This is a genomic window from Gallaecimonas sp. GXIMD4217, assembly GCF_038087665.1.
In the GTDB taxonomy this organism is placed as follows: Bacteria; Pseudomonadota; Gammaproteobacteria; order Enterobacterales; family Gallaecimonadaceae; genus Gallaecimonas.
On the sequence record NZ_CP149925.1, the window covers coordinates 3002090 to 3023167 of the forward strand.

The window sequence follows — 21078 nt, forward strand, 5'->3', positions numbered from 1 at the left end:
ATCAGAAGGCGGCCATTGGCCGTCTTCTGCTTTGTCAGCCCTGGCGCCTTCTCAGCCAGCCAAGACCCAGCAGGGCCAGCAGGCCGCCGCCCAGGGAGCCGCCGCCGGATGCGCCCTGCTCGGCCTGGCCGCCGTCCTTGTTGCCGGTATCGCCGTTGCCATTGTCGGCGGCGACCACGGTCAGGCCGACCTGTTGCTCGGCGCTGGCATAGCCGTCCGTGGCGGTCAGGGTGATCTGGTAGGGGGAGTCGTCCACCATGGCCTGGGTGACGGTGCCGGTGACCACGCCCTCGGCCAGCACCAGGCCGGCCGGCAGGCCGGAGGCATCCAGGCTCAGCTCATGGCCGTCGGCGTCGCTGAAGGCCGCGCTCAGATCCCAGTTCAGCTCGTCACCCACGGTCACCTCCAGGTCGGCCAGCTCGGCCGCCACCGGGGCGCTGTTGGTCACGGTGATGGTGAAGCTGGTGCTGGTGCTGGCGCCATAGGCATCGGTGGCGGTGACCAGCACGGTGCTCTCACCCACGGCGGTGGCATTGCCGCTGATCAGGCTGCCGTCGGCACCCAGGCCGTCCGGCAGGCCACCGACCCTGAAGCTCAGGGCATGGCCGTTGGGATCGTTGAAGTTGTCACCGATATCCAGGCTGAAGGCGCTGCCGACCACCAGGCTCTGGTTTTCGATGGGATGCACGCCTGGGGCGTCGTTGCTCACCACCAGCAGCAGCTCGGCGCTGACGGAGGCACCATAGGCGTCGGTGGCGATGACCCGGCCGCTGTAGTTGCCGGTCTCGTCGACGCTGCCGGTGATCAGGCCGCTGCCGTCTATGCCAAAGCCATCCGGCAGGCCGTCCAGGGCGTAGCTCAGGGCGTCGCCTTCCGGATCGGCGAAGTAGCCGCTCACATCCAGGGACAGCGCTTCGCCCACCAGGACACCGGCATTGGGGATGGCCTCGGCGGTGGGCGCCAGGTTGCCGTATTCCACGGCGCCGATGTCGATGACATTGCGCATGGTGCGGTCGTTGCCGCGCTGGTCGGTCTCCGGATGGGCAGCGATATCGGCGTCGCCGGCGTCGACGACCGGGGAATCCGCCTCGGGGTAGAAGGTCCTGGTGCTGCCGCCGTTGTCGGCCAGCTCGCCCAGCTTGGCATCCAGGGGGCTGACGCTGCCGCCGGTCAGGTTGCCGCCGTTGTCGACATTGGTCTGGCAGTCGGGACCCGGGGTGGCGTCGTCGATAAAGCTGTGGTCAATGGCGAACACGGCGCTGGACTCGGTGACGCAGAGGCTGCCCTCGGCGCCGCTGTTGCCGGAAAACAGGCTGTGGCTGATGACGACGTCACCCACATCGCCGTGTTCCAGGTGGATGGCGCCGGCACCATAGGCGTAGGACGAGCTGTTGCCCACCAGGGTAGAGTGGGTGACCTTGGAAGGGGCTGAGATTTTGTCCAGGAACAGGGCTCCGCCGTAGCCGGCGGCACTGTTGTTGGCCAGGGTGCTGTTCTCCAGGGTCAGCACGGCGCCATCACCCACGGCGTAGAGGGCCCCGCCCTGACTCCAGTTAGTACCGATCGCGCTATTGCCGCTGAAGGTGCTGCCGGTGACCGCCAGGGTGGCCGGGTTGGCGGCACTGGCGGTGAAGTAGAGGGCACCGCCCTGCCCCAATGTGGCTTCAGCACCGGTGTACTGCGCCTGGTTGTCCTCGAAGCTGCTGTCGCTGATGGTGACGATGGCGTCCATGGAATCCTGGCCGATATATACGGCGCCCCCCGCATCGTCCGCAATGTTGCCCCTGAAAGTGCTGCCGCTGATGCTGGCATTCAGGCCGGCATAGAAGGCAAGGGCGCCGCCATGGGCCTCATTGAGGTAATTGGAGGTGATGACATGGTTGTTTTCAAAAACGCTGTTTTCTATGACCAGGCCGTTTCTACCCGTGCTGTATAGGGCGCCGCCATAATTACGGGCCTGGTTGTTGCGGAAAGTGGAACCAGACACCGAAATGGCAGCGGACTCGTATTCATCATAGGAGCAGATGGCGCCCCCCCTGGCCATTGTGGTGTCGCCCTTGGCCGTATTGCCGTCAAACACCGAGTCGATGATCTCAAGGGTCGGCTGACTGGCGCCCGTGGTGTTCATCAGGGCAATGGCGCCACCACAGCTGTTGCTGGATTGGTTGTCTGTGAATTCGCTGTGCTTGATAGTGGCGATGCTGTCCCGGATCTGGATGCCAGGCCCTTGGAGACCACCATAAAAGCCGGTCACCTTGACGTTGTCCAACTCCAGCTTGCTTCCAGCACTCTCAACAGAGAGTGCCGACGCACTGCGGCCGAGCTGCTGGCCATCCAGTTCCAGGTTGCTGAGATTGAGGCTGGCAGACTCGTCAATGCTGAAGAAACTGGATTCGTCGTTTTGGGGTTGCACCAGGGCCCTGCCGCCCTGGGGACCCTGGATGGACATGCTCTTGCCACCGTCGAGATAAAAGCTCCCGGAGCCCGAGTAGATCACCTGGCCGGCCAGGCTTTCGTCGATGACGATATTGGCGTTGCCGCTGCAAGCCTTACCCTCGGCGATGGCTTCTTCCAGGGTGGTGAGTTCACCCGTGGCATCGCTGGCGCTGTCGACCAGTATGGTTTCGGGGCAATCTGCAGCCAGGGCCTGGCCACTGCAAGCAAGGGCCACCAGGGCGACCAGCGGGCTGATGGTGCTGACGGAGCTTGGTACTCTAATCACATTCTGTCCTTATTGATTTTTATTTATTTTCAATATGATGCGAGAAACATAGGCATAAGCGAAAATAAATATCCAAGGAATGCCTAATTACAACAGGACAAGATGTTATCATCCAACAGCCTGAATGTTATTAATTTATTCTGTCACTGGGAAAAGGTATGACCATTAGAGCCGAGAACCGCCTGCATTTTGGGGTGCCCATCTTCGAAGCCGAGCTGCCGGGCTTCATGGCACGGCGAGAAGCCGTCCGGGATCTGCTGCTGCAGCTGCGCCAGGCGGACGGCGGCATCACCCGCTCCAACCAGCGCGGCTGGCACTCCCAGGACAACCTGCATCAGTCGGAAGAGCAGCTGCTGCAATGGCTCACCGAGCAGATCTACCAGCTCGGCAGCCAGTTGATCCGCCATGCGGAAAAGAAGGGCCCGGAGTCCCCCGTCTATCTGAGCTCCCTGTGGGCCAACATCAACGACTTCGGCGCCTGGAACGCCCCCCACGCCCACCTGCCCTGCGAGTGGAGCGGTTGCCTCTATGTGGACGTGAATGAAGCACCAGAGGAGAAAAGCAACGGCATCGCCCCCGGCGACCTGATGTTTTTCGATCCTGTGCCGGTCGGTAACCCCTACCGCAACGCCACCACCGTCAGCTATACGCCAAGAAACGGCACCCTGTTCCTGTTCCCCGGCTACCTGCTGCACATGGTGGCGCCCCATTACCAGCAGGATCCACGCATCAGCCTGGCCTTCAATTTCCGCCTCGGCGACGTGATCAACCAGATCGCCCGCTAATAGAAACGGCGCCTTGGCGCCGTTTTTTATGGGCCCATCACCAGGCGCTTGTCCGGCGCCTGCAACGGGCAGGGCCCCGCCAGTATGGGCCCCTTGACCCGCTCCTGCAGCTCCCTGACAAAGGTCGGTGACGTCATCTCGGCGACCAGGGCCAGGAAGTTCTCGCGGCCAGGCGCCTGGCCGGCATCCACCTGCTTCTGGTAGCGGCGCCACAGGGTCAGGCCGGCATCACCACCACCCAGCTGGTCGTGAATGGCCTTGTGCAGTGCCAGGCCGCAGCTGTACATCAGCTCGAAACGGCCCGTCTTGGCGGCCTTGGCCAGGCTGCTTTCCCGAAGGCCCTTGTCGCAATCCCGTTGCGCCCCGGCCAGCTTGCCGGCCAGATAGTCCCTGGCCTGGGGAAACAGCCTGTCCATGGCCAGCAGCGCCATCAGCTCGGCATGGCCTTCGTGGATCCAGGCGTCGGCGGGGCTATCGCTTTCCATGGCCGAGCCCTGGTGGATATGACCGGCCTCGTGGGCCAGGAACCAGATGTTGTCGTTGAGGAAGTCGGGCTGCTCGAACAGGGCCTCGGGGCCATACCAGTGCATGGAGACCTCGCCGGGCAGCACCCCGCCCTGCTGGCCATGGCGGCCGTCCGTGGTCTTGCCGTAGGAGGCGAACAGCATGGGTTTGCCGGCCGGGCTGCCCAGGTGGCGGCGGAAATAGGCCATCATGGCCGGGAAGGCCTTTTGCAGCTGGCTTTTGACGTCATTTGGCAGACCGGGATCCACCAGGGCCAGTACAGCGTCGGTTGCGATGGGTTCGGCCTTGCCGATATAGAAGCTGCGGCCGCTGTCACCGTCCTGCCAGCTGGCGCTGCCCTCGATGCGCAGGCCCTTGACCAGGATATGCTCCCCGGCCGGGGCTACCACGGTAATGGACCAGTCGCTGTCTTCCTCGCCGCAGGCATCGGCACAGGCGAAAAAGCGGCCGCTGTGCACCAGCATGCCGCCGTCGGAGAAGGGCTGGAAGGGGGCATAGTCCTTGGGCAGGTGGGTGTAGGTGGGGGTCAGGGCAAAGGCGGCGCTGGTGAAAGGCTGGCCGTCCCGGCGGCGGATGAATTCTTCGCCGTCCTGGTGGCTGATCTCCAGTTCTTCGGACAGGGGCGCCCAGCGCCTGCCACGGGAGTCATCCGGGTTGCGGGCAAAGGCCAGCCTGGTGACGGGCTTATCCGCCCTGTAGGTCAGGGTCCAGCGGCCTTCGCCATCCTTGTCGATGCGGGTGGCAACGCCGGTGCCGCTGTCGCTGCAGGATGCCAGCAAACCCGCCAGCAAGATCATCCCGATACGGTACATAGCTGCCTCCCTGCCATCTTTTCGGCCCTCACATTGTCTGCGCACATCCGTCCATGCTGGCGAAATATCAACCTGCTGACAATGGCTCCCGGCAACGAAAACTGTGTCAAAACATGTCCCGGCGGGCACCTTGTCCCTGGCGGCCTTTGCACACCAGATGCGGATGAGAGATCCGCACCGGTTCCCCCCGCTCGATGATGACAGCACCAGGCAAGTATTTGATCTTCCTAAACTACTGCTGCTATGAATAAGACAGCGCCGGTAGGAAAGCCGGCTCCCGTGGCGCAAGGGATGGCAGTATCTGGTTCCAGACTCCTTGGCGCTTCTACATCTCTTGCCGGTGCCGACCGGCACCGCTGTTGGCTCCTGCCGCCCGGAGCCAAGAGTGAAGCCAATTTGGGTGGACAAGGAGAAGCCTTCATGTACCAAAAGATTTTGCCGCTGGCCGCCCTGGCCCTGCTGTCGACCCAGGCCAACGCCGCCATGATCACCGCCAAGGATCCCCAGGCCATCCTCAACATCGCCAAGGGCTACGGCAGCGCCGTGCTGGAAAAGGATTCGGCCGGCGATCCCAAGATCCGGGGCCGCATCGAGGGCATTGGCTACAGCATCTTCTTCTACGGCTGCAAAGACGGCAAAAGCTGCGACGATATCCAGTTCAATGCCGGCTGGAGTGGCACCGAGGTGACACTGAGCGACGTCAACCGCTGGAACAGCCAGAAGAAATTCGGCAAGGCCTTTATCGACAGCGAGGGCGATCCCATACTGCAGATGGCCGTCAACATCGACCATGGCGTCAGCGAGATGAACCTGGAAGATACCTTCAACTGGTGGCAGGTAGCCATGAAGGGCTTCAAGCAGGAAGTCCTGGGCCTGTGACGGGACAGCGACAACCTAAAAAAACGGCGCCCAAGGGCGCCGTTTCCACGTCTGCAACAAGCGGAGCTTAGTCCTTGGAACGGGAGGCGCGCTTGCGGTCGTTCTCGGTCAGCAGCTTCTTGCGGATGCGGATGCTTTGGGGGGTTACTTCCACCAGCTCGTCGTCGTCGATGAACTCCAGGGCACGCTCCAGGGTCATCTTCACCGGCGGGGTCAGGGTCAGCGCCTCGTCGGTACCGGCGGCACGGACGTTGGTCAGCTGCTTGCCCTTGAGGCAGTTCACGGTCAGGTCGTTGTCACGGCTGTGGATGCCGATGATCTGGCCTTCGTACACCTCGGCGCCGTGGCCGATCATCAGGCGGCCGCGTTCCTGCAGGTTGAACAGGGCATAGGCCAGGGCCTTGCCGGTGGCGTTGGAGATCAGCACGCCGTTCTTGCGCTGGCCGATCACGCCGCCCTTGTGGGGACCATAGTGATCGAAGCTGTGGTACATCAGGCCGGTGCCTGAGGTCATGGTCATGAAGTCGGTCTGGAAACCGATCAGGCCACGGGCGGGGATGATGAAGTCGATGCGCACCCGGCCCTTGCCGTCGATGTCCATGTTCTTCAGCTCGCCCTTGCGCAGGCCCAGGGCCTCCATGACGCTGCCCTGGTGCTGCTCTTCCACGTCCACGGTCAGGGTCTCGAAGGGCTCTTCCTTCTCGCCGGCCTCGTTGGTGCGGATGATGACCTGGGGACGGGACACGCCCAGTTCGAAGCCTTCGCGGCGCATGTTCTCGATCAGCACGCCCAGGTGCAGTTCACCACGGCCGGACACCATGAAGGTATCGGGATCGGCGGTTTCTTCCACGCGCAGGGCCACGTTGTGCTTCAGTTCCTGGGTCAGGCGGTCGAGGATCTGGCGGGAGGTGACGAACTTGCCCTCGCGGCCGGAGAAGGGCGAGGTGTTGACGCAGAAGTTCATGGTCACGGTGGGCTCGTCCACGGTCAGGGCCGGCAGTGCCTCGGGGGCGGCCACGTCACAGACGGTGTCGGAGATCTTCAGCTCGCCCAGGCCGGTGATGGCAACGATGTCGCCGGCGGTGGCCTCGTCGGTCTCGAAGCGCTCCAGGCCCATGTAGCCCAGCACCTGGCCGACCTTGCCGTTACGCTTGGCACCGTCGGCACCCACTACGGTGACCTGCTGGCCGACCTTGATCTTGCCGCGCTTGATGCGGCCGATGCCGATCACGCCCACGTAGGAGCTGTAGTCCAACTGGGAGATCTGCATCTGCAGCGGGCCGTCCAAGTCCACGTCCGGCTTGGCGACCTTGCCGACGATGGCTTCGAACAGCGGGGTCATGTCGGTACCCACCTCGTCATCGGCATTGCTGGCCCAGCCGTTCAGGGCGGAGGCGTAGACGATGGGGAAGTCCAGCTGCTCGTCGGTGGCGCCAAGGTTGTCGAACAGATCGAACACCTGGTCGATGACCCAGTCGGGACGGGCGCCGGGCTTGTCGATCTTGTTGACCACCACGATCGGCTTCAGGCCCTGGGCGAAAGCCTTCTGGGTCACGAAGCGGGTCTGGGGCATGGGGCCTTCCTGGGCGTCCACCAGCAGCAGTACCGAGTCCACCATGGACAGCACCCGCTCTACCTCACCACCAAAGTCGGCGTGTCCCGGGGTGTCAACAATGTTGATGCGGTATTCCTGGCCTTCGGGGGAGGTCCAGCGGATGGCGGTGTTCTTCGCCAGGATGGTGATGCCGCGCTCTTTCTCCAGGTCGTTGGAGTCCATGACGCGCTCATCCAGCTCGCCGCGGGATTCCAGGGTACCGGACTGGGACAGCAGCTTGTCTACCAGGGTGGTCTTGCCATGGTCGACGTGGGCGATGATGGCGATATTACGAAGGTTGTCGATCACAAAGGTGGCCTCGGCTCAAAAAATGGCCGCTATTGTACTCGCTCCACGCAACTTTAACAGCACTGTGCTTAACTTGTGTCGGTGCCGTCACAGGGGGTCGCACCAAGACAGTGCAACACCCGCACCAAAGCAGTGCAATTGGCACCTGGGCGCACCGGCAAGATCCACATCAATTTACCTTTAATCAATAAGTTATAAAGTTGGCAGGCTTTTTGTAGTCCATTGGGCCAGTTGCGCGTCGTCGCAAAAAATTCATCACCGGAGGTTATGCCGAATGTCTTCTGTAGAGCACGTACTGGATCTCATCAAAGAGAACGAAGTGAAGTTTGTCGACCTGCGCTTTACCGACACCAAGGGTAAGGAGCAGCACGTTTCCATCCCCCACCACCAGGTGGACATGGACTTCCTGGAAGACGGCAAGATGTTCGACGGCTCCTCCATCGCCGGCTGGAAAGGCATCAACGACTCCGACATGGTGCTGCTGCCGGACCTGAACAGCGCCGTCATGGACCCCTTCACCGAAGAGGCCACCCTGATCCTGCGCTGCGACATCGTCGAGCCCGCCACCATGCAGGGCTACGACCGTGACCCCCGCTCCGTTGCCCACCGCGCCGAGGCCTACCTGAAGTCCACCGGCATCGCCGACACCGTGCTGATGGGTCCCGAGCCGGAATTCTTCCTGTTCGACGACGTCCGCTACGGCTCCGACATCTCCGGCGCCTTCTACAAGCTGGACTCCGAGGAAGCCTCCTGGAACACCGGCCGCGAATACGAAGAAGGCAACATGGGTCACCGCCCCACCGTCAAGGGCGGTTACTTCCCGGTGGCCCCGGTCGACTCCGCCCAGGACATCCGCTCCGCCATGTGCCTGGTGATGGAAGAGATGGGCCTGGTCTGTGAAGCCCACCACCACGAGGTGGCCACCGCCGGCCAGAACGAAGTGGCCACCCGCTTCAACACCCTGACCACCAAGGCCGACGAGATCCAGATCTACAAGTACGTGGTGCACAACGTCGCCCACGCCTACGGCAAGTCCGCCACCTTCATGCCCAAGCCCCTGGTCGGCGACAACGGCTCCGGCATGCACGTGCACCAGTCCCTGAGCAAGGATGGCGTCAACATCTTCGCCGGCGACAAGTACGGCGGCCTGTCCGAAGAGGCCCTCTACTACATCGGCGGCATCATCAAGCACGCCAGGGCCATCAACGCCTTCGCCAACGCCTCCACCAACTCCTACAAGCGTCTGGTGCCCGGCTTCGAGGCCCCGGTAATGCTGGCCTACAGCGCCCGCAACCGCTCCGCCTCCATCCGTATCCCCCACGTGCCGAGCGTCAAGGGTCGCCGCATCGAGGTCCGCTTCCCGGATCCGACCGCCAACCCCTACCTGGCCTTCGCCGCCATGCTGATGGCCGGCCTGGACGGTATCCAGAACAAGATCCACCCCGGCGACGCCATGGACAAGGATCTCTACGACCTGCCCGCCGAAGAAGCGGCCGAGATCCCCACCGTGGCTTCCAGCCTGGAAGAGGCCCTGGATTGCCTGGACAAGGACCGCGAGTTCCTGACCCGTGGCGGCGTCTTCTCCGACGACATGATCGATGCCTACATCGACCTCAAGCGCCAGGAAGTGGAACGCCTGAACATGACCACCCACCCGGTCGAGTTCGAGATGTACTACTCCGTGTAAGAGACTTCCTCTTTCCTTGCTTGCCAAGAGCCCGCCACCAGGCGGGCTTTTTTATGGTTCTTCGCACATTAGCGGGGAATAGATGTGAAAACGGCTGGATAGGTTATTGTGATGTCGCCAAACAAAGACACTAACCAACCAGCCGTTTTCGATGTCGCAGCTTACCCTTCCGTTCGAGCTGTGGGAAGGCTTTAGCCCCGACCACATAGAGCAACACGACCAACATCTCACCATTCACCTCAGCCCCAATCGCCCGCCCTGCTGTCGTTGCGGCAAGCTGGCCCAAGCCGTCCACGACACCACCTGGAGAACGGTCGCCGATCGCGCACTGATGGACCATACCGTGACCCTCAAGGTGCCGGTGCGACGGCTTAACTGCCATCAGTGCGGCCGAGGGACCGAACACATCTCCTGGCTGCGTCCCTTCGCCCGTTTGAGCTGCCGTCTGGAACGCTACGCCGAACGCCTACTGGCGTTACTGCCGGTCAAGCAGGTCGGTGAACTGCTGGGGCTGCACTGGCACACCGTGAAGGCCATCGACAAGCGCCGCCTGCAGCGGCAGGTCACCGAGCCCGACTGGTCCCGGTTGCGACGACTGGTCATGGATGAGTTCGCCCTGTTCAAGGGCCACCGCTACGCCACCGTCATCGCCGATGCGGATACCCACCAGGTGTTGTGGATAGGCGAGGGACGCAGTCGCCGCAGCATCCGGCCCTTCTTCGAGCGGCTAGGCGAACGCTGTCAGCAGATCGAGGCCGTGGCGATGGACATGAACACCGCCTTCGATCTGGAGGTGCAGGCGCATTGCCCCAACGCCAGGGTGGTCTACGACCTGTTCCATGTGGTGGCCAAGTATGGCCGGGAGGTGATTGACCGGGTGCGGCTCGACTGTGCCAAGGCCCAGGGCACCGAGCAGCAGGCCCGCCGTCATATCAAGCGTAGCCGCTGGGTGTTGCTCAAAAACGAGGGCAATCTCAATGACAAGGAACGTGGCCGCCTCGAAGCCTTGCTGGCCGCCAACCGTGATCTGATGGTGGTCTACGTGCTCAAGGAGCAGTTGAAGGCGCTGTGGTACTGCCGCGATGAGCAAACGGCCCATCGCCAATGGCGGCTCTGGTGGCAGCAGGTGGAGGAAAGTGGCATCGCGCCGCTGTTGCAGTTCGCCCGTAAGCTAAAACCCTACTTGCCAGGGATAGTCGCTTCCGCCAGCTATCCCCTCCATACCTGCCGGCTGGAGGGGATGAACAACAAAATCAAACTGATGAAGCGGATGGCTTATGGCTATCGGGATCTGGAGTACTTCTTCCTGAAGATAAAAGCCGCCTTCCCCGGAGATCCGCGATGAACCTTTTTTATGGCGGCACTTTTACCGCCGCCGCGCCTCCAACTGTCATGGTCACTTGGCATTTTGCGGATCCAAAATTTCGCCTCGGTTGCTGACAGCCACCTCCATTTGGCTAGAATGTACCCATACCGATCGGGAACCTGGCTATGAAAAAGATCCTATTGCTAATCAGTACCTTGGTTATCGGCTTCGGCACCCTGGCCGGGGACGGCAAGCTCTATACCTGGACCGACGAAAACGGCGTTGTCCATTACTCCGACAAGCCCCATCCCAAGGCCAAGGAAGTGGTGGTGGACGAGTCCAGCCAGGTGCGGATGGACGCCGTCGACACCAGTATCCTCGACCGGCCAGAGCAGCAGGAAGCGGACCTGCCCCAGTTCGAGGTGACCATAGTCTCCCCGACCCAGGAGGAGACGGTGCGGGACAACGAGGGCAATGTGCCCGTGTCCATCAAGGTGGCGCCCATGTTCCTGCCCAGCTACAAGCTGCAGGTGCTGCTGGACGGCGTTCCCCAGCAGGGCAACGGCCCGCTCAACTTCACCCTGGAGAACGTCGACCGGGGCGAGCACCGGCTCCAGGTCAAGCTGCTGGACAGGACAGGCCGTGAGGTGGCCGTCAGCGAGCCGCGCACCTTCTTCCTGCACCGCATCTCGGTGCTGACCAAGCCGAGCGGCCTCTGAGCCACTCTGCCAGCGACAAGGGCGGCTGCGGCCGCCTTTTTTTGCGCCTTTACTCCAGGGCAAAACTGATGCACCATTTTGGTGCAAAGTCTCTGGAGGCCCCATGGAAACCCAACAGGTGCTGGATAACCTGCTCACCGGCGTCATCGTGCTGGACCGGCAGCTGCAGGTGCTTTACGTCAACGGCGCGGCCGAATCCCTGCTGGGCCTGTCCCGGCAGCGCCTGCAGGATCAGCCCCTGCCTGAGCTGCTGGCCGGCCGCCTGGATCCGGCCCGGCTGCAGCAGGTGCTGGCCAGCGGCCAGGGCTTCATCGACACCGACTGCAACCTGGGCACCCTGGATCTGGAACTGTCGGTATCCCTGCTGGACGGCGCCCCCAAGCGGCTGCTGCTGGAGCTGACCCCCATAGACCAGCTCAAGCGGCTCTCCTTAGAGGCCTTCCAGGCCATCCAGCAGCAGGCCAGCCAGGAGCTGGTGCGGGGCCTGGCCCATGAGATCAAGAACCCCCTGGGCGGCATGCGCGGCGCCGCCCAGCTGCTGGCCCTGGAGCTGCCTGCCGAGCAGAAGGAATACACCGACCTCATCCTGGGCCAGGTGGATCGCCTGGCCGCCCTGGTGGACCGGCTGCTGGGCCCCAGGCAGGCCCCCAGGCGGGTGCGCCAGAACCTGCACCAGATCCTGGAGAAGGTGGTGCAGCTGGTGCGCCTGGAGGCGCCCAAGGGCATCGAGCTGGTGCGGGACTATGACCCCTCCCTGCCGGAGCCGATCTGCGACGGCGACCAGCTGCAGCAGGCGGTGCTCAACATCATGCAGAATGCCGTCCAGGCCCTGGGCAGCCAAGGCCGGATCCGGCTGCGCTCCAGGGTCGAGTCCGGGGTGACCCTGCAGGGGGTGCGCCACAAGCTGGCGGCGCGCATCGACATCGAGGACAACGGCCCGGGCATTCCCGCCCCCATCCGCGAGACCCTCTTCTATCCCCTGGTCACCGGCCGTCCTGAAGGCTCCGGCCTGGGCCTGTCCATCAGCCAGTCGCTGATCAGCCTGCACGGCGGCCGCATCGAGGTGGACAGCCGCCCCGGCCTGACCCGCTTTTCCATCTACCTGCCACTGGAGGACGCCCTATGAAGGTCTGGGTTGTCGACGACGATGCCGCCATTCGCTGGGTGCTGGAACGCTCACTGAGCCAGCAGCAGATGGAGGTGACCGCCTTCCTGGATGCGGAAACGGCCCTGCAGGCCCTGGCCCGGGAAAGGCCAGAGGTGCTGATCACCGACGTGCGCATGCCGGGCATGAGCGGCCTGGCCTTTACCGAGCTGCTCCAGGAGCAATACCCGCAGCTGCCGGTGATCATCATGACCGCCCACTCGGATCTGGACTCGGCGGTGTCCGCCTACCAGAGCGGCGCCTTCGAGTACCTGCCCAAGCCCTTCGACCTGGACGAGATGCTGGCCCTGGTCAGGCGCGCCGCCGCCGAGCGCCCCGGGGAGGAAGCCACACTGGCCGCTGCCCAGGCCCTGCCGGATCTCATCGGCGAGGCCCCGGCCATGCAGGAGGTGTTCAGGGTCATTGGCCGGCTGTCGCGTTCCTCGGTAGCGGTGCTGATCAACGGCCAAAGCGGTACCGGCAAGGAGCTGGTGGCCCAGGCCCTGCACCGCCACAGCCCAAGGAGCGCCAGGCCCTTTATCGCCCTCAACATGGCCGCGATACCGGCGGAGCTGATCGAGTCGGAACTGTTCGGCCATGAGAAGGGCGCCTTCACCGGCGCCGCCGGCCGCCGCACCGGCCGCTTCGAACAGGCCGACGGCGGCACCCTGTTCCTGGACGAGATAGGCGACATGCCCTTGGACGTGCAGACCCGTCTGCTGCGGGTGCTGCAGGAGGGTCAGTTCTACCGGGTCGGCGGCGTCGATCCGGTCAGGGTGGACGTGCGCATCATCGCCGCCACCCACCAGAACCTGGAAAAAAGGGTCCGGGAAGGACGCTTCCGTGAGGATCTCTTCCACCGCCTCAACGTCATCCGCATCCAGCTGCCGCCGCTGAAGGAGCGGCCCGAGGATATCCCCCGCCTGGCCAGGCATTTTCTCACCAAGGCCGCCCGGGAGCTGGGGGTGGCGGAAAAGCGCCTGGCCCCGGCGGCACTCGACGCCCTGGTGGCCCTGCCCTGGCCCGGCAACGTCCGCCAGCTGGAAAACTGCTGCCGCTACCTGACGGTGATGGCCGCCAGCCAGGAGATCCTGGCAAGCGATCTGCCCGATGACCTCAGCGGCGGCGACCAGGCCCAAGACGGCTGGCAACAGGCCCTGGCGGACTGGGCCGAGCAGGCCCTGGCCAGCGGCGAGAGCGAACTGGCGGTCAAGGCCCAGGCGGCCCTGGAGCAGACCCTGATCAAAGTGGCCCTGGCCCACAGCCAGGGCCACAAGCAGGCCGCCGCCCAGCTGCTGGGCTGGGGCCGCAACACCCTGACCCGCAAGCTCAAGGAGCAGGACTAGAGCGGGAAGCTCAGGGTAATGCGAAAGCCTCCCTCGGGGGGGCTGTCGGCGTCGATCTGGCCGCCGTGGGCCAGCATGATCTGCCGGGCCAGGCTGAGGCCGATACCCGAGCCGCCCTGCCTGGTGGTGAAGAAGGGCACGAAGATCTGCTTCAGGGCCTCCCGGGTGACGCCATGGCCGTTGTCGGCCAGGCTGAGCCGCACCTGGCTCTGCTCATCACGCCAGGCGCGGATGACGAGCCGCGGCCGTTCCTGGCCGGCCAGGGCCTGGCAGGCGTTCTGCACCAGGTTGATCAGCAGCTGCTCCAGCTGGGCCCTGTCCCCATGCAGCTGCAGCCCCTCTGGCAGTGCCAGCTGCAGCTCGATGCCGGACAGCTCGGACTTGTGCAGGGCCAGCACCTCGTCCACCCAGGCCTTCACCTCCAGAGGCGCCGGCCTGGGCCTTGGCAGCCGCGACAGCTGCTTGAAGTCGTCCACGAAGTCGGCCAGGGAAAGGGCCCGGCGGCGAATGGTGGCCAGGGCCTCGGCCAGATCGGCGCCGTCCTCCTCGTCCAGCGGGCCTTCGAGCAGTCCCTCGGCGGACTCGGCCAGGGAGGCGATGGGGGCGATGGAGTTGCGCATCTCGTGGGTCAGCACCTGCACCAGCTCCCGCCAGGCCTGCTGCCGGCTGAGATCCAGCTCCTGGCGGATGTTCTGCAGCGTCAGCAGCCTCAGCTCCCGGCCCAGGATCTGGCAGCCACCGAGGCGGGCCGCCAGCCGCTGCTGCTCCCACTCCAGCACCGCCTGGCCCCGGCCCTGGGCCAGGAAGTCCCGCAGCGGCGCCGGCAGCCCCGCCAGCGCCCTCGGCACGGGCCCGCCCAGCAGGGCCCTGAAGGCCCTGTTGTGGCGCACCAGCAGTCCCCGCTCGTCCACCAGCACCAGCCCCACCTCCAGGTGCTCCAGCACCGCCTCCAGGTACAGGGCCTGGCGCTCCTCCTGGCGACGGCTGCGTTGCTGGTCTTGAACCAGCCGCTCCAACCGGCTGCGCACGGCCGGCTCGGCCAGGGCCGCCAGCTCCCCGGCCGGCAGATCCCCGGCCAGGGCCGCCTGCAGCAGCTGGCCCTGGCGGCGGCGCTGCTCCTGCCACAACGTCTGGACGCACCACAGCAGCCAGGCCAGCAGCAGCGCCACCAGCAGCACCGGCGCCTTCAGCGAGGTGGCCAGCAGCAGCCAGACCAGGCCGCCGCTCAGCAGCACCAGGGCAGCCAGCAGCAGCGGCAGGTTCCTAGAGGGCATATTTTTCCAGCCGTCGGTACAGCGCCGCCCGGGTCAGGCCCAGGGCCTTGGCGGCGCGGCTGATGTTGCCCTGGTGCTCGTCCAGGGCCTTTTGGATGGCCAGCTGCTCCAGCTGCTCCAGGTTGAGCTCGGCCAGATCCGGCCCGGTCGCCGGCGCCACCGTCTGGGCCGGGGTGTTCAGCTCCAGCAGTGCCAGATCCAGGGGGCCGTCGCCGCTCAAGATCACCAGCTTCTCCATGGCGTGCTCCAGCTCGCGGACATTGCCGGGCCAGGGGTAGCGGCACAGCAGCGCCAGCTCGGCCTGGCCCAGGGACAGCGCCGGCCTGTGGTAGCGGGCCTGGAAACGGGCCAGGAAGTGGGCCGCCAGCAGCGGGATGTCCTCGGGCCGCTCCCGCAGCGGCGGCAGCCGGATGGCGACGGTGTTGATGCGGTAGAGCAGATCCTGGCGGAAACCGCCGTCCGCCACCCTGGCCTCCAGATCGTCGTTGGTGGCGCAGATCAGGCGGATATCGATGTCGATACACTGGCTGGCCCCCACAGGCCGAATGCGCCGCTCCTGCAGGGCGGTCAGCAGCTGGCTCTGCTGGGCCAGGGGCAGGTTGCCCAGCTCGTCCAGGAACAGGGTGCCGCCCTGGGCCTGCTGGAAGCGGCCCTGGCGGTCGCTCTTGGCGTCGGTGAAGGCGCCCCTGACGTGGCCGAACAGCTCCGAACCCACCAGGCTGTCGCTGAGGGTGCCCATGTCCACCGTCACCAGCGGTCCCTGGGCCCGGGGCGACTTCTGGTGGATGGCCCTGGCCACCAGGGCCTTGCCGGTGCCGCTTTCCCCCAGGATCAGCACGTTGGCGTCGGTGGCCGCCACCTTGTCGAGGGTGGCGAAGACCTTCGCCATGGCCGGGCTTTGGCCCAGGAAGGCCGGCTGCACCGCAGGGGCGGCGGGTGCGGCCGGGGCCTGCTCGCGGGCATCCAGGGCCCCGTACAGGCGCTCCAGCAGGCCGTCGTTCTGCCAGGGCTTGGTGATGAAGTCCCTGGCGCCCAGCTTCATGGCCTGCACCGCCAGCTCCAGCTCGCCGTAGGCGGTCATCATCACCACCGCCAGCCGCGGCTGTTGGGCCAGGATCTCGCCCAGGTAGTGCAGCCCTTCCTCGCCGCTGGCGGCATCTCGGCTGAAGTTCATGTCCAGCAGCACCAGATCGTAGTCCTCCTGGCGCAGCAGCACCGGCAACTGGCGGGGATCGGTACTGGTCTGCACCAGGGCGAAGCGCTTTTTCAGCAGCAGTCGGGTGGCGGTGAGGATGTCCTGGTTGTCGTCGACGACCAGGATCTTGGCGGGATGCTTGTCCATGGGCCCGGGGATTGTCCTGAATTGCCCACATCATAAGCAAAAGGCCTTGCAAATAAAGCCCTTGCGGCCTGTTCGCCCTGTCCGATATCGAACACCCCGGTGTTCGCCAGCGGACACTTATGGGGACGCCGAACCAGCCAAAAGGCCATAGATCATTGTTTCAAAAGTGGTTTTTATCATGGCACGGTCCTGGCAATAACCCTGGCATAGCCCGAACGGAGTTTTTGCCATGGACCAACAGATCGCCCCCAAGAAACCGCTGCGCCGCTTCTGGCCCCTGGCCCTGGCGCCCCTGCTGCTGGCCGGCGCCTGGGCCATCACCGCCCAAGACGGCGGCCAGAGCCTGACCCTGGACAGGACGGCCGTGCGCCTGGCCAGGGTGGAAAGCCAGGTCATCAACGAAGCCGTGCAGCTGCGGGGCCGGGTCCAGCCCAGGCGCACCATCTACCTGGACGCCATCGAGGGCGGCCGGGTGGAGCGCCGCCTGGTGGAGCCGGGCACCTTCGTCAAGCAGGGCCAGCCGCTGGTGGAGCTGTCCAACTCCGGCCTGCTGCTGAGCGTGATCAGCCGTGAGGCGGACGTGGCCGAGCAGCTCAACAACCTGCGCAACACCCGCCTCAACATGGAGACCGAGCGCCTCAGCCTGCAGAGCCAGCTGCTGGAGATAGACCACCAGGTAGCCACCCTGGAACGCCAGCTCCGGCAGCAGCTGCGCCTCAAGGACAGGGATTTCGTCTCCGACGAGCTGCTGGCCCAGACCCGGGAAACCCTGGCCTACTACCAGCGCAAGCGCGAGCTGACCCTGGCCAAGCAGCAGCAGGACGAGGCCCTGCGCCAGATCCAGCTGGCCCAGCTGGAGGACAGCAGCAGGCAGCTCAGCCGCAACCTGGAGGTGGCCCGCCAGAACCTGGAGAACCTCACCATCAAGGCGCCGGCGGACGGCTTCCTGAGCATGCTGGAGGCCGAGCAGGGCGAATCCAAGGCCCCGGGCGCCCGCCTCGGCCAGCTGGATCTCACCGACGACTTCAAGGTCACCGCCATGATCGACGAGTACTACCTGAGCCAGGTGCAGCCGGGCATGAGCGCCCGGGTCGAGGTGGACGGCCAGCCCCACCGGCTGACCCTGACCAAGGTGTCCGGCCGGGTGGTCAACAGCCAGTTCGAGATCGAGCTGGCCTTCGAAGGCCAGACCCCGGCCCTGCGCCGCGGCCAGTCCCTGAACCTGACCCTGAACCTGGACGAGGAGGCCCGCCAGGCCCTGGTGATCCCCAAGGGCGCCTTCTTCCACCACACCGGCGGCAACTGGATCTTCGTGCTCGACGCCAGCGGCAAGCAGGCCGAGAAGCGTGCCATTGCCCTTGGCAAGCGAAGCGGCGACCATCTGGAGGTCCGCGCCGGCCTCAGCCAGGGCGAGCAGGTGGTGATTTCCAGTTACCAGAGCTTCCAGGACAAAGAACGACTGAATTTCAACGACTAAGAAAAGGACAACATCATGATCAGACTGGAAAACCTCAACCGCGTCTTCACCACCGAGAGCGTCATCACCACCGCCCTCAACGACATCAACCTGACCGTCAACGAGGGGGAATTCGTGTCCATCATGGGCCCCTCCGGCTGCGGCAAATCCACCCTGCTCAACACCCTGGGCATGCTGGACAGCCCCAGCTCAGGCCACTACTACTTCCAGGGCACCGACATCGCCGGCTACGGCGAACAGCAGCTGGCCGAGCTGCGCAGGGCCAAGCTGGGTTTCGTGTTCCAGAACTTCAACCTCATCGACGAGCTGAGCGTCTTCGAGAACGTCGAGCTGCCGCTGCTGTACCAGAAGCTGCCCAGGGCCGAGCGCCAGGCCAGGGTCGAGGCCATCCTGGAGCGGATGCAGATCGCCCACCGCCGCGATCACCTGCCCCAGCAGCTCTCCGGCGGCCAGCAGCAGCGGGTGGCCGTGGCCCGGGCCCTGGTCATAGCGCCGGCGCTGATCCTGGCCGACGAACCCACCGGCAACCTGGACTCGGTCAACGGCGAAGAGGTGATGAACATGCTCTGCGAGCTGAACCGCCAGGGCACCACCATCATCATGGTCACCCATTCCGAGGAACACGCCGGCTACGGCACCCGCACCCTGCGCCTGCGCGACGGCCAAGTAATCGCCGACCTGCCCAGGGAGGTGAAACGTTATGCTTAACAACTACCTGCGTACCGCCGTCAGGGCCCTTGCCAAGCAGAAGCTGCACCTGGGCCTGAACCTGTTCGGGCTCTCCGTGGGCCTGGCCGCCACCCTGCTAATCCTGCTCTGGGCCCGCCATGAGACCAGCTACGACAGCATGCACCCGGGCGCCGAGCAGAGCTACCGCCTGACCCAGACCTTTATCGAGATGGACATGTCGGTGCCCCTGGGCTCGCCCCTGTTCAAGGGCGACTTCGAGCGGCTGCCCGGCGTCACCGGCACCACCCGCCTGGCCTGGCTCTTCGCCCCCTACAACGTGGTCAGCCGCCGCGGTGAAAACTACCGCCTGCAGGACTACTACGGCAGCGATCGCCAGCTGCTGGACTTCTTCGCCATCCAGCCCCTGGCCGGCAGCCTGGAAGAGGCGCTGGACAGGCCCGGCAAGCTGGCCCTGTCCCGCTCCGAGGCCGAGCGCCTGTTCGGCAGCGAGAATCCCATCGGCCAGAGCCTGGGCTGGGGCGAGGATAATCTCGTCATCGCCGCCGTCTTCGAGGATCTGCCCGCCAACAGCCACCTGACCCTGAGCGGCTTCACCGCCCTGGAGACCCTGCGCAGCAAGATGGGCGACGGCCTGGACAACGCCGCGCGCAACTTTGCCTACAACTTCCTCAGGGTGTCGAGCCCGGACCAGCTGCCGGCCCTGGAGCGCCAGATCACCGAGTACATCAACGGCCGCGTCTATAACGGCCAGCAGATCGTCCGCGCCGGCCTGCAGCCGCTGCTGGACATCCATCTGCACTCCGCACTGGTGGCGGAAATGAAGGCCAACGGCAGCATACAGTCGGTGTGGATGGCCCTGGCCCTGGCGGTGTTCATCCTGCTGGTGGCCAGCTTCAACTTCATCAACCTGGCCACGGCCCGCTCCGGCCTGCGCGCCAAGGAGGTGGGGGTGCGCAAGTCCCTGGGCGCCAGCCGCGGCCAGCTGATCGGCCAGTTCCTCACCGAATCGGTGCTGCTGACGGCCCTGGCCACCCTGCTGGCCTGCGTCTGGACCGAGCTGAGCCTGCCGTTGTTCGCCGCCATGATGAACGTGGAGCTGAGCCTGGATTACCTGAGCGAGTTCGGCCTGCTGCTGCCGGCCCTGGTGCTGGTGGTGGGGCTGCTGGCCGGCGCCTACCCGGCCTTCTACCTCAGCGCCTTCAACCCGGCCCGGGTGCTCAGCGGCGATATGAACCGCGGCAAGAGTTCCATCCGCATGCGCAAGACCCTGGTGTGGCTGCAAAGCGCCATCAGCATCGGCCTGCTGATCTGCACCTATGCCCTCTACGCCCAGCTCCAGTACCTGCAGAACCAGCCCCTGGGTTACGACAAGGAACAGCTGATGATGGTGTCCGGCCTGCCTGCCAAGATCTACGGCCAGCAGGACAGCCTGGCGGTGCAACTGGATGGCCTGGACGGCATCCAAGGCTGGACGATGATAGGCCAGAGCCCCACCGATACCATCGACATCAGCAGCGGCGTCACCAGCAACGGCACCGAGCTGGATTTCGTCGGCGAGCTGGGCGCCGGCTTCGACCTGGCCAGGACCTTGGAGCTCAAGCTGCTGGCCGGCCGCGACTTCGAGCGCCGCTTCCAGGGCGACTGGTTCGACGCCAACACCGGACGTGGCGCCGTCATCATCAACCGCGAGGCCGCCCTGCAGTTCGGCTACGCCGATCCGGCCGCCGCCATCGGCCAGCCATGGCTGGCGGGCGACGACTTCCAGGGCCACATCGTCGGCGTGGTGGAGAACATCAAGCGCGGCAACGGCAGCGACCTTGCTAAGCCCATGTTCTATGCCCTGGGCTACAGCCGCTCCACCTCGGCCCAGCTGCTGATCCGCTTCGACAACACCGAGGTGCCGGCCCTGGTGGCCCGGGCGGAAGCCGCCCTCAAGCGGGTGCTGCCGGATCAGGTGTTCGACGTCAGCTTCCTGGATGCCCAGTACCAGGCCCTGTTCGACAACCAGCGTCGCCAGCAGCAGCTGCTGCTGTCCTTCAGTGGCCTGGCCATACTGCTGACCTGCGTGGGCCTCTTTGGCCTGGCCGCCTTCAGCTGCGAGCGCCGCACCCGGGAAATAGCCGTGCGCAAGGTGCTGGGCGCCGAGCGCGGTGGCCTGGTGGCGCTGATCAGCAAAGAATTCCTGGTGCTGGTGCTGGCCGGCAGCCTGCTGGCCTGGCCCCTTTCCTGGTGGGCCCTGGACGCCTGGCTCGGCCACTTCGCCGACCGCATCGCGCTGTCGCCGCTGTGGTTCCCCGCCGCCACCCTGGCCATGCTGGCCCTGGCCTGGCTGACGGTGGCGGCCCTGGCCTTCAAGGCCGCCTCCACCCGCCCGGCCCTGGCGCTGCGTTACGAGTAACCCTGCCGGCCCCTGTGCCGGCATTGTCGGGCATAAAAAAGGCGCTGCCGGGGCAGCGCCTTTTTTGTG

Annotated in this window: 15 protein-coding genes; 10 read left to right on the forward strand and 5 right to left on the reverse strand. The window is 65.0% G+C overall.

The features are described from left to right. Positions 1–34: 34 nt before the first annotated feature. Entirely contained in the window at positions 35–2722 is a 2688-nt protein-coding gene (locus tag WDB71_RS14575; protein ID WP_341502325.1) for a putative Ig domain-containing protein, read from the reverse strand. Between the two features lie 158 nt (positions 2723–2880). On the opposite strand from WDB71_RS14575, the gene WDB71_RS14580 reads away from it, so the two are divergent. Then, entirely contained in the window at positions 2881–3507 is a 627-nt protein-coding gene (locus WDB71_RS14580) for a TIGR02466 family protein (RefSeq protein WP_341502326.1), read from the forward strand. Between the two features lie 26 nt (positions 3508–3533). On the opposite strand, the gene WDB71_RS14585 is transcribed toward WDB71_RS14580, so the two are convergent. Next, complete coding sequence (locus WDB71_RS14585; RefSeq protein ID WP_341502327.1) at positions 3534–4844, reverse strand: hypothetical protein; 1311 nt, start codon at positions 4842–4844, stop codon at positions 3534–3536. A 420-nt stretch (positions 4845–5264) separates the two neighbouring features. On the opposite strand from WDB71_RS14585, the gene WDB71_RS14590 reads away from it, so the two are divergent. Beyond that, positions 5265–5723: a YbjN domain-containing protein gene (locus WDB71_RS14590; protein WP_341502328.1), complete on the forward strand. Its 459-nt coding sequence runs from the start codon at positions 5265–5267 to the stop codon at positions 5721–5723. Between the two features lie 67 nt (positions 5724–5790). Here the strand turns inward: WDB71_RS14590 and typA are convergent, their stop codons facing one another. Next, complete coding sequence (gene typA / locus WDB71_RS14595) at positions 5791–7626, reverse strand: translational GTPase TypA (RefSeq protein ID WP_341502329.1); 1836 nt, start codon at positions 7624–7626, stop codon at positions 5791–5793. Positions 7627–7900: 274 nt separating this feature from the next. On the opposite strand from typA, the gene glnA reads away from it, so the two are divergent. From glnA to glnG, 5 genes are all read left to right on the forward strand, one after another. Next, the gene (glnA, locus tag WDB71_RS14600) at positions 7901–9313 is read left to right on the forward strand and encodes a glutamate--ammonia ligase (protein ID WP_341502330.1); all 1413 of its coding nucleotides are present in this window, start codon (positions 7901–7903) and stop codon (positions 9311–9313) included. Between the two features lie 151 nt (positions 9314–9464). Further along, the gene (locus WDB71_RS14605) at positions 9465–10658 is read left to right on the forward strand and encodes an ISL3 family transposase (RefSeq protein WP_341501879.1); all 1194 of its coding nucleotides are present in this window, start codon (positions 9465–9467) and stop codon (positions 10656–10658) included. Between the two features lie 146 nt (positions 10659–10804). Beyond that, on the forward strand, positions 10805–11338 hold the full coding sequence (locus WDB71_RS14610; RefSeq protein ID WP_341502331.1) for a DUF4124 domain-containing protein: 534 nt from the start codon (positions 10805–10807) through the stop codon (positions 11336–11338). Positions 11339–11441: 103 nt separating this feature from the next. Beyond that, positions 11442–12464 carry a nitrogen regulation protein NR(II) gene (glnL, locus tag WDB71_RS14615; RefSeq protein WP_341502332.1) on the forward strand — a complete coding sequence of 341 codons (1023 nt, stop codon included), beginning with the start codon at positions 11442–11444 and terminating at the stop codon, positions 12462–12464. Continuing rightward, a complete protein-coding gene (glnG, locus tag WDB71_RS14620; protein WP_341502333.1) occupies positions 12461–13828 on the forward strand; it encodes a nitrogen regulation protein NR(I) in 1368 nt (455 codons plus the stop codon). The genes glnL and glnG overlap by 4 nt, the downstream gene beginning before the upstream one ends. On the opposite strand, the gene WDB71_RS14625 is transcribed toward glnG, so the two are convergent. Both WDB71_RS14625 and WDB71_RS14630 read right to left on the reverse strand, forming a co-directional pair. Further along, positions 13825–15102, reverse strand: a complete 1278-nt coding sequence (locus tag WDB71_RS14625; RefSeq protein ID WP_341502334.1) for an ATP-binding protein — start codon at positions 15100–15102, stop codon at positions 13825–13827. The two genes, glnG and WDB71_RS14625, sit on opposite strands and share 4 nt — an antisense overlap. Next, complete coding sequence (locus tag WDB71_RS14630) at positions 15092–16444, reverse strand: sigma-54 dependent transcriptional regulator (RefSeq protein ID WP_341502335.1); 1353 nt, start codon at positions 16442–16444, stop codon at positions 15092–15094. The genes WDB71_RS14625 and WDB71_RS14630 overlap by 11 nt, the downstream gene beginning before the upstream one ends. A gap of 229 nt (positions 16445–16673) precedes the next feature. Between WDB71_RS14630 and WDB71_RS14635 the strand changes: the two genes are divergently transcribed. The 3 genes from WDB71_RS14635 to WDB71_RS14645 are packed head-to-tail and all read left to right on the forward strand — an operon-like array spanning position 16674 to position 21009. Then, positions 16674–17921, forward strand: coding sequence for an efflux RND transporter periplasmic adaptor subunit (locus WDB71_RS14635; RefSeq protein ID WP_341502336.1), 1248 nt, complete (start codon positions 16674–16676; stop codon positions 17919–17921). Between the two features lie 15 nt (positions 17922–17936). Further along, entirely contained in the window at positions 17937–18629 is a 693-nt protein-coding gene (locus tag WDB71_RS14640) for an ABC transporter ATP-binding protein (RefSeq protein WP_341502337.1), read from the forward strand. Then, positions 18622–21009: an FtsX-like permease family protein gene (locus WDB71_RS14645; protein ID WP_341502338.1), complete on the forward strand. Its 2388-nt coding sequence runs from the start codon at positions 18622–18624 to the stop codon at positions 21007–21009. Before WDB71_RS14640 ends, WDB71_RS14645 begins: the two co-directional genes overlap by 8 nt. Positions 21010–21078: the final 69 nt, after the last annotated feature.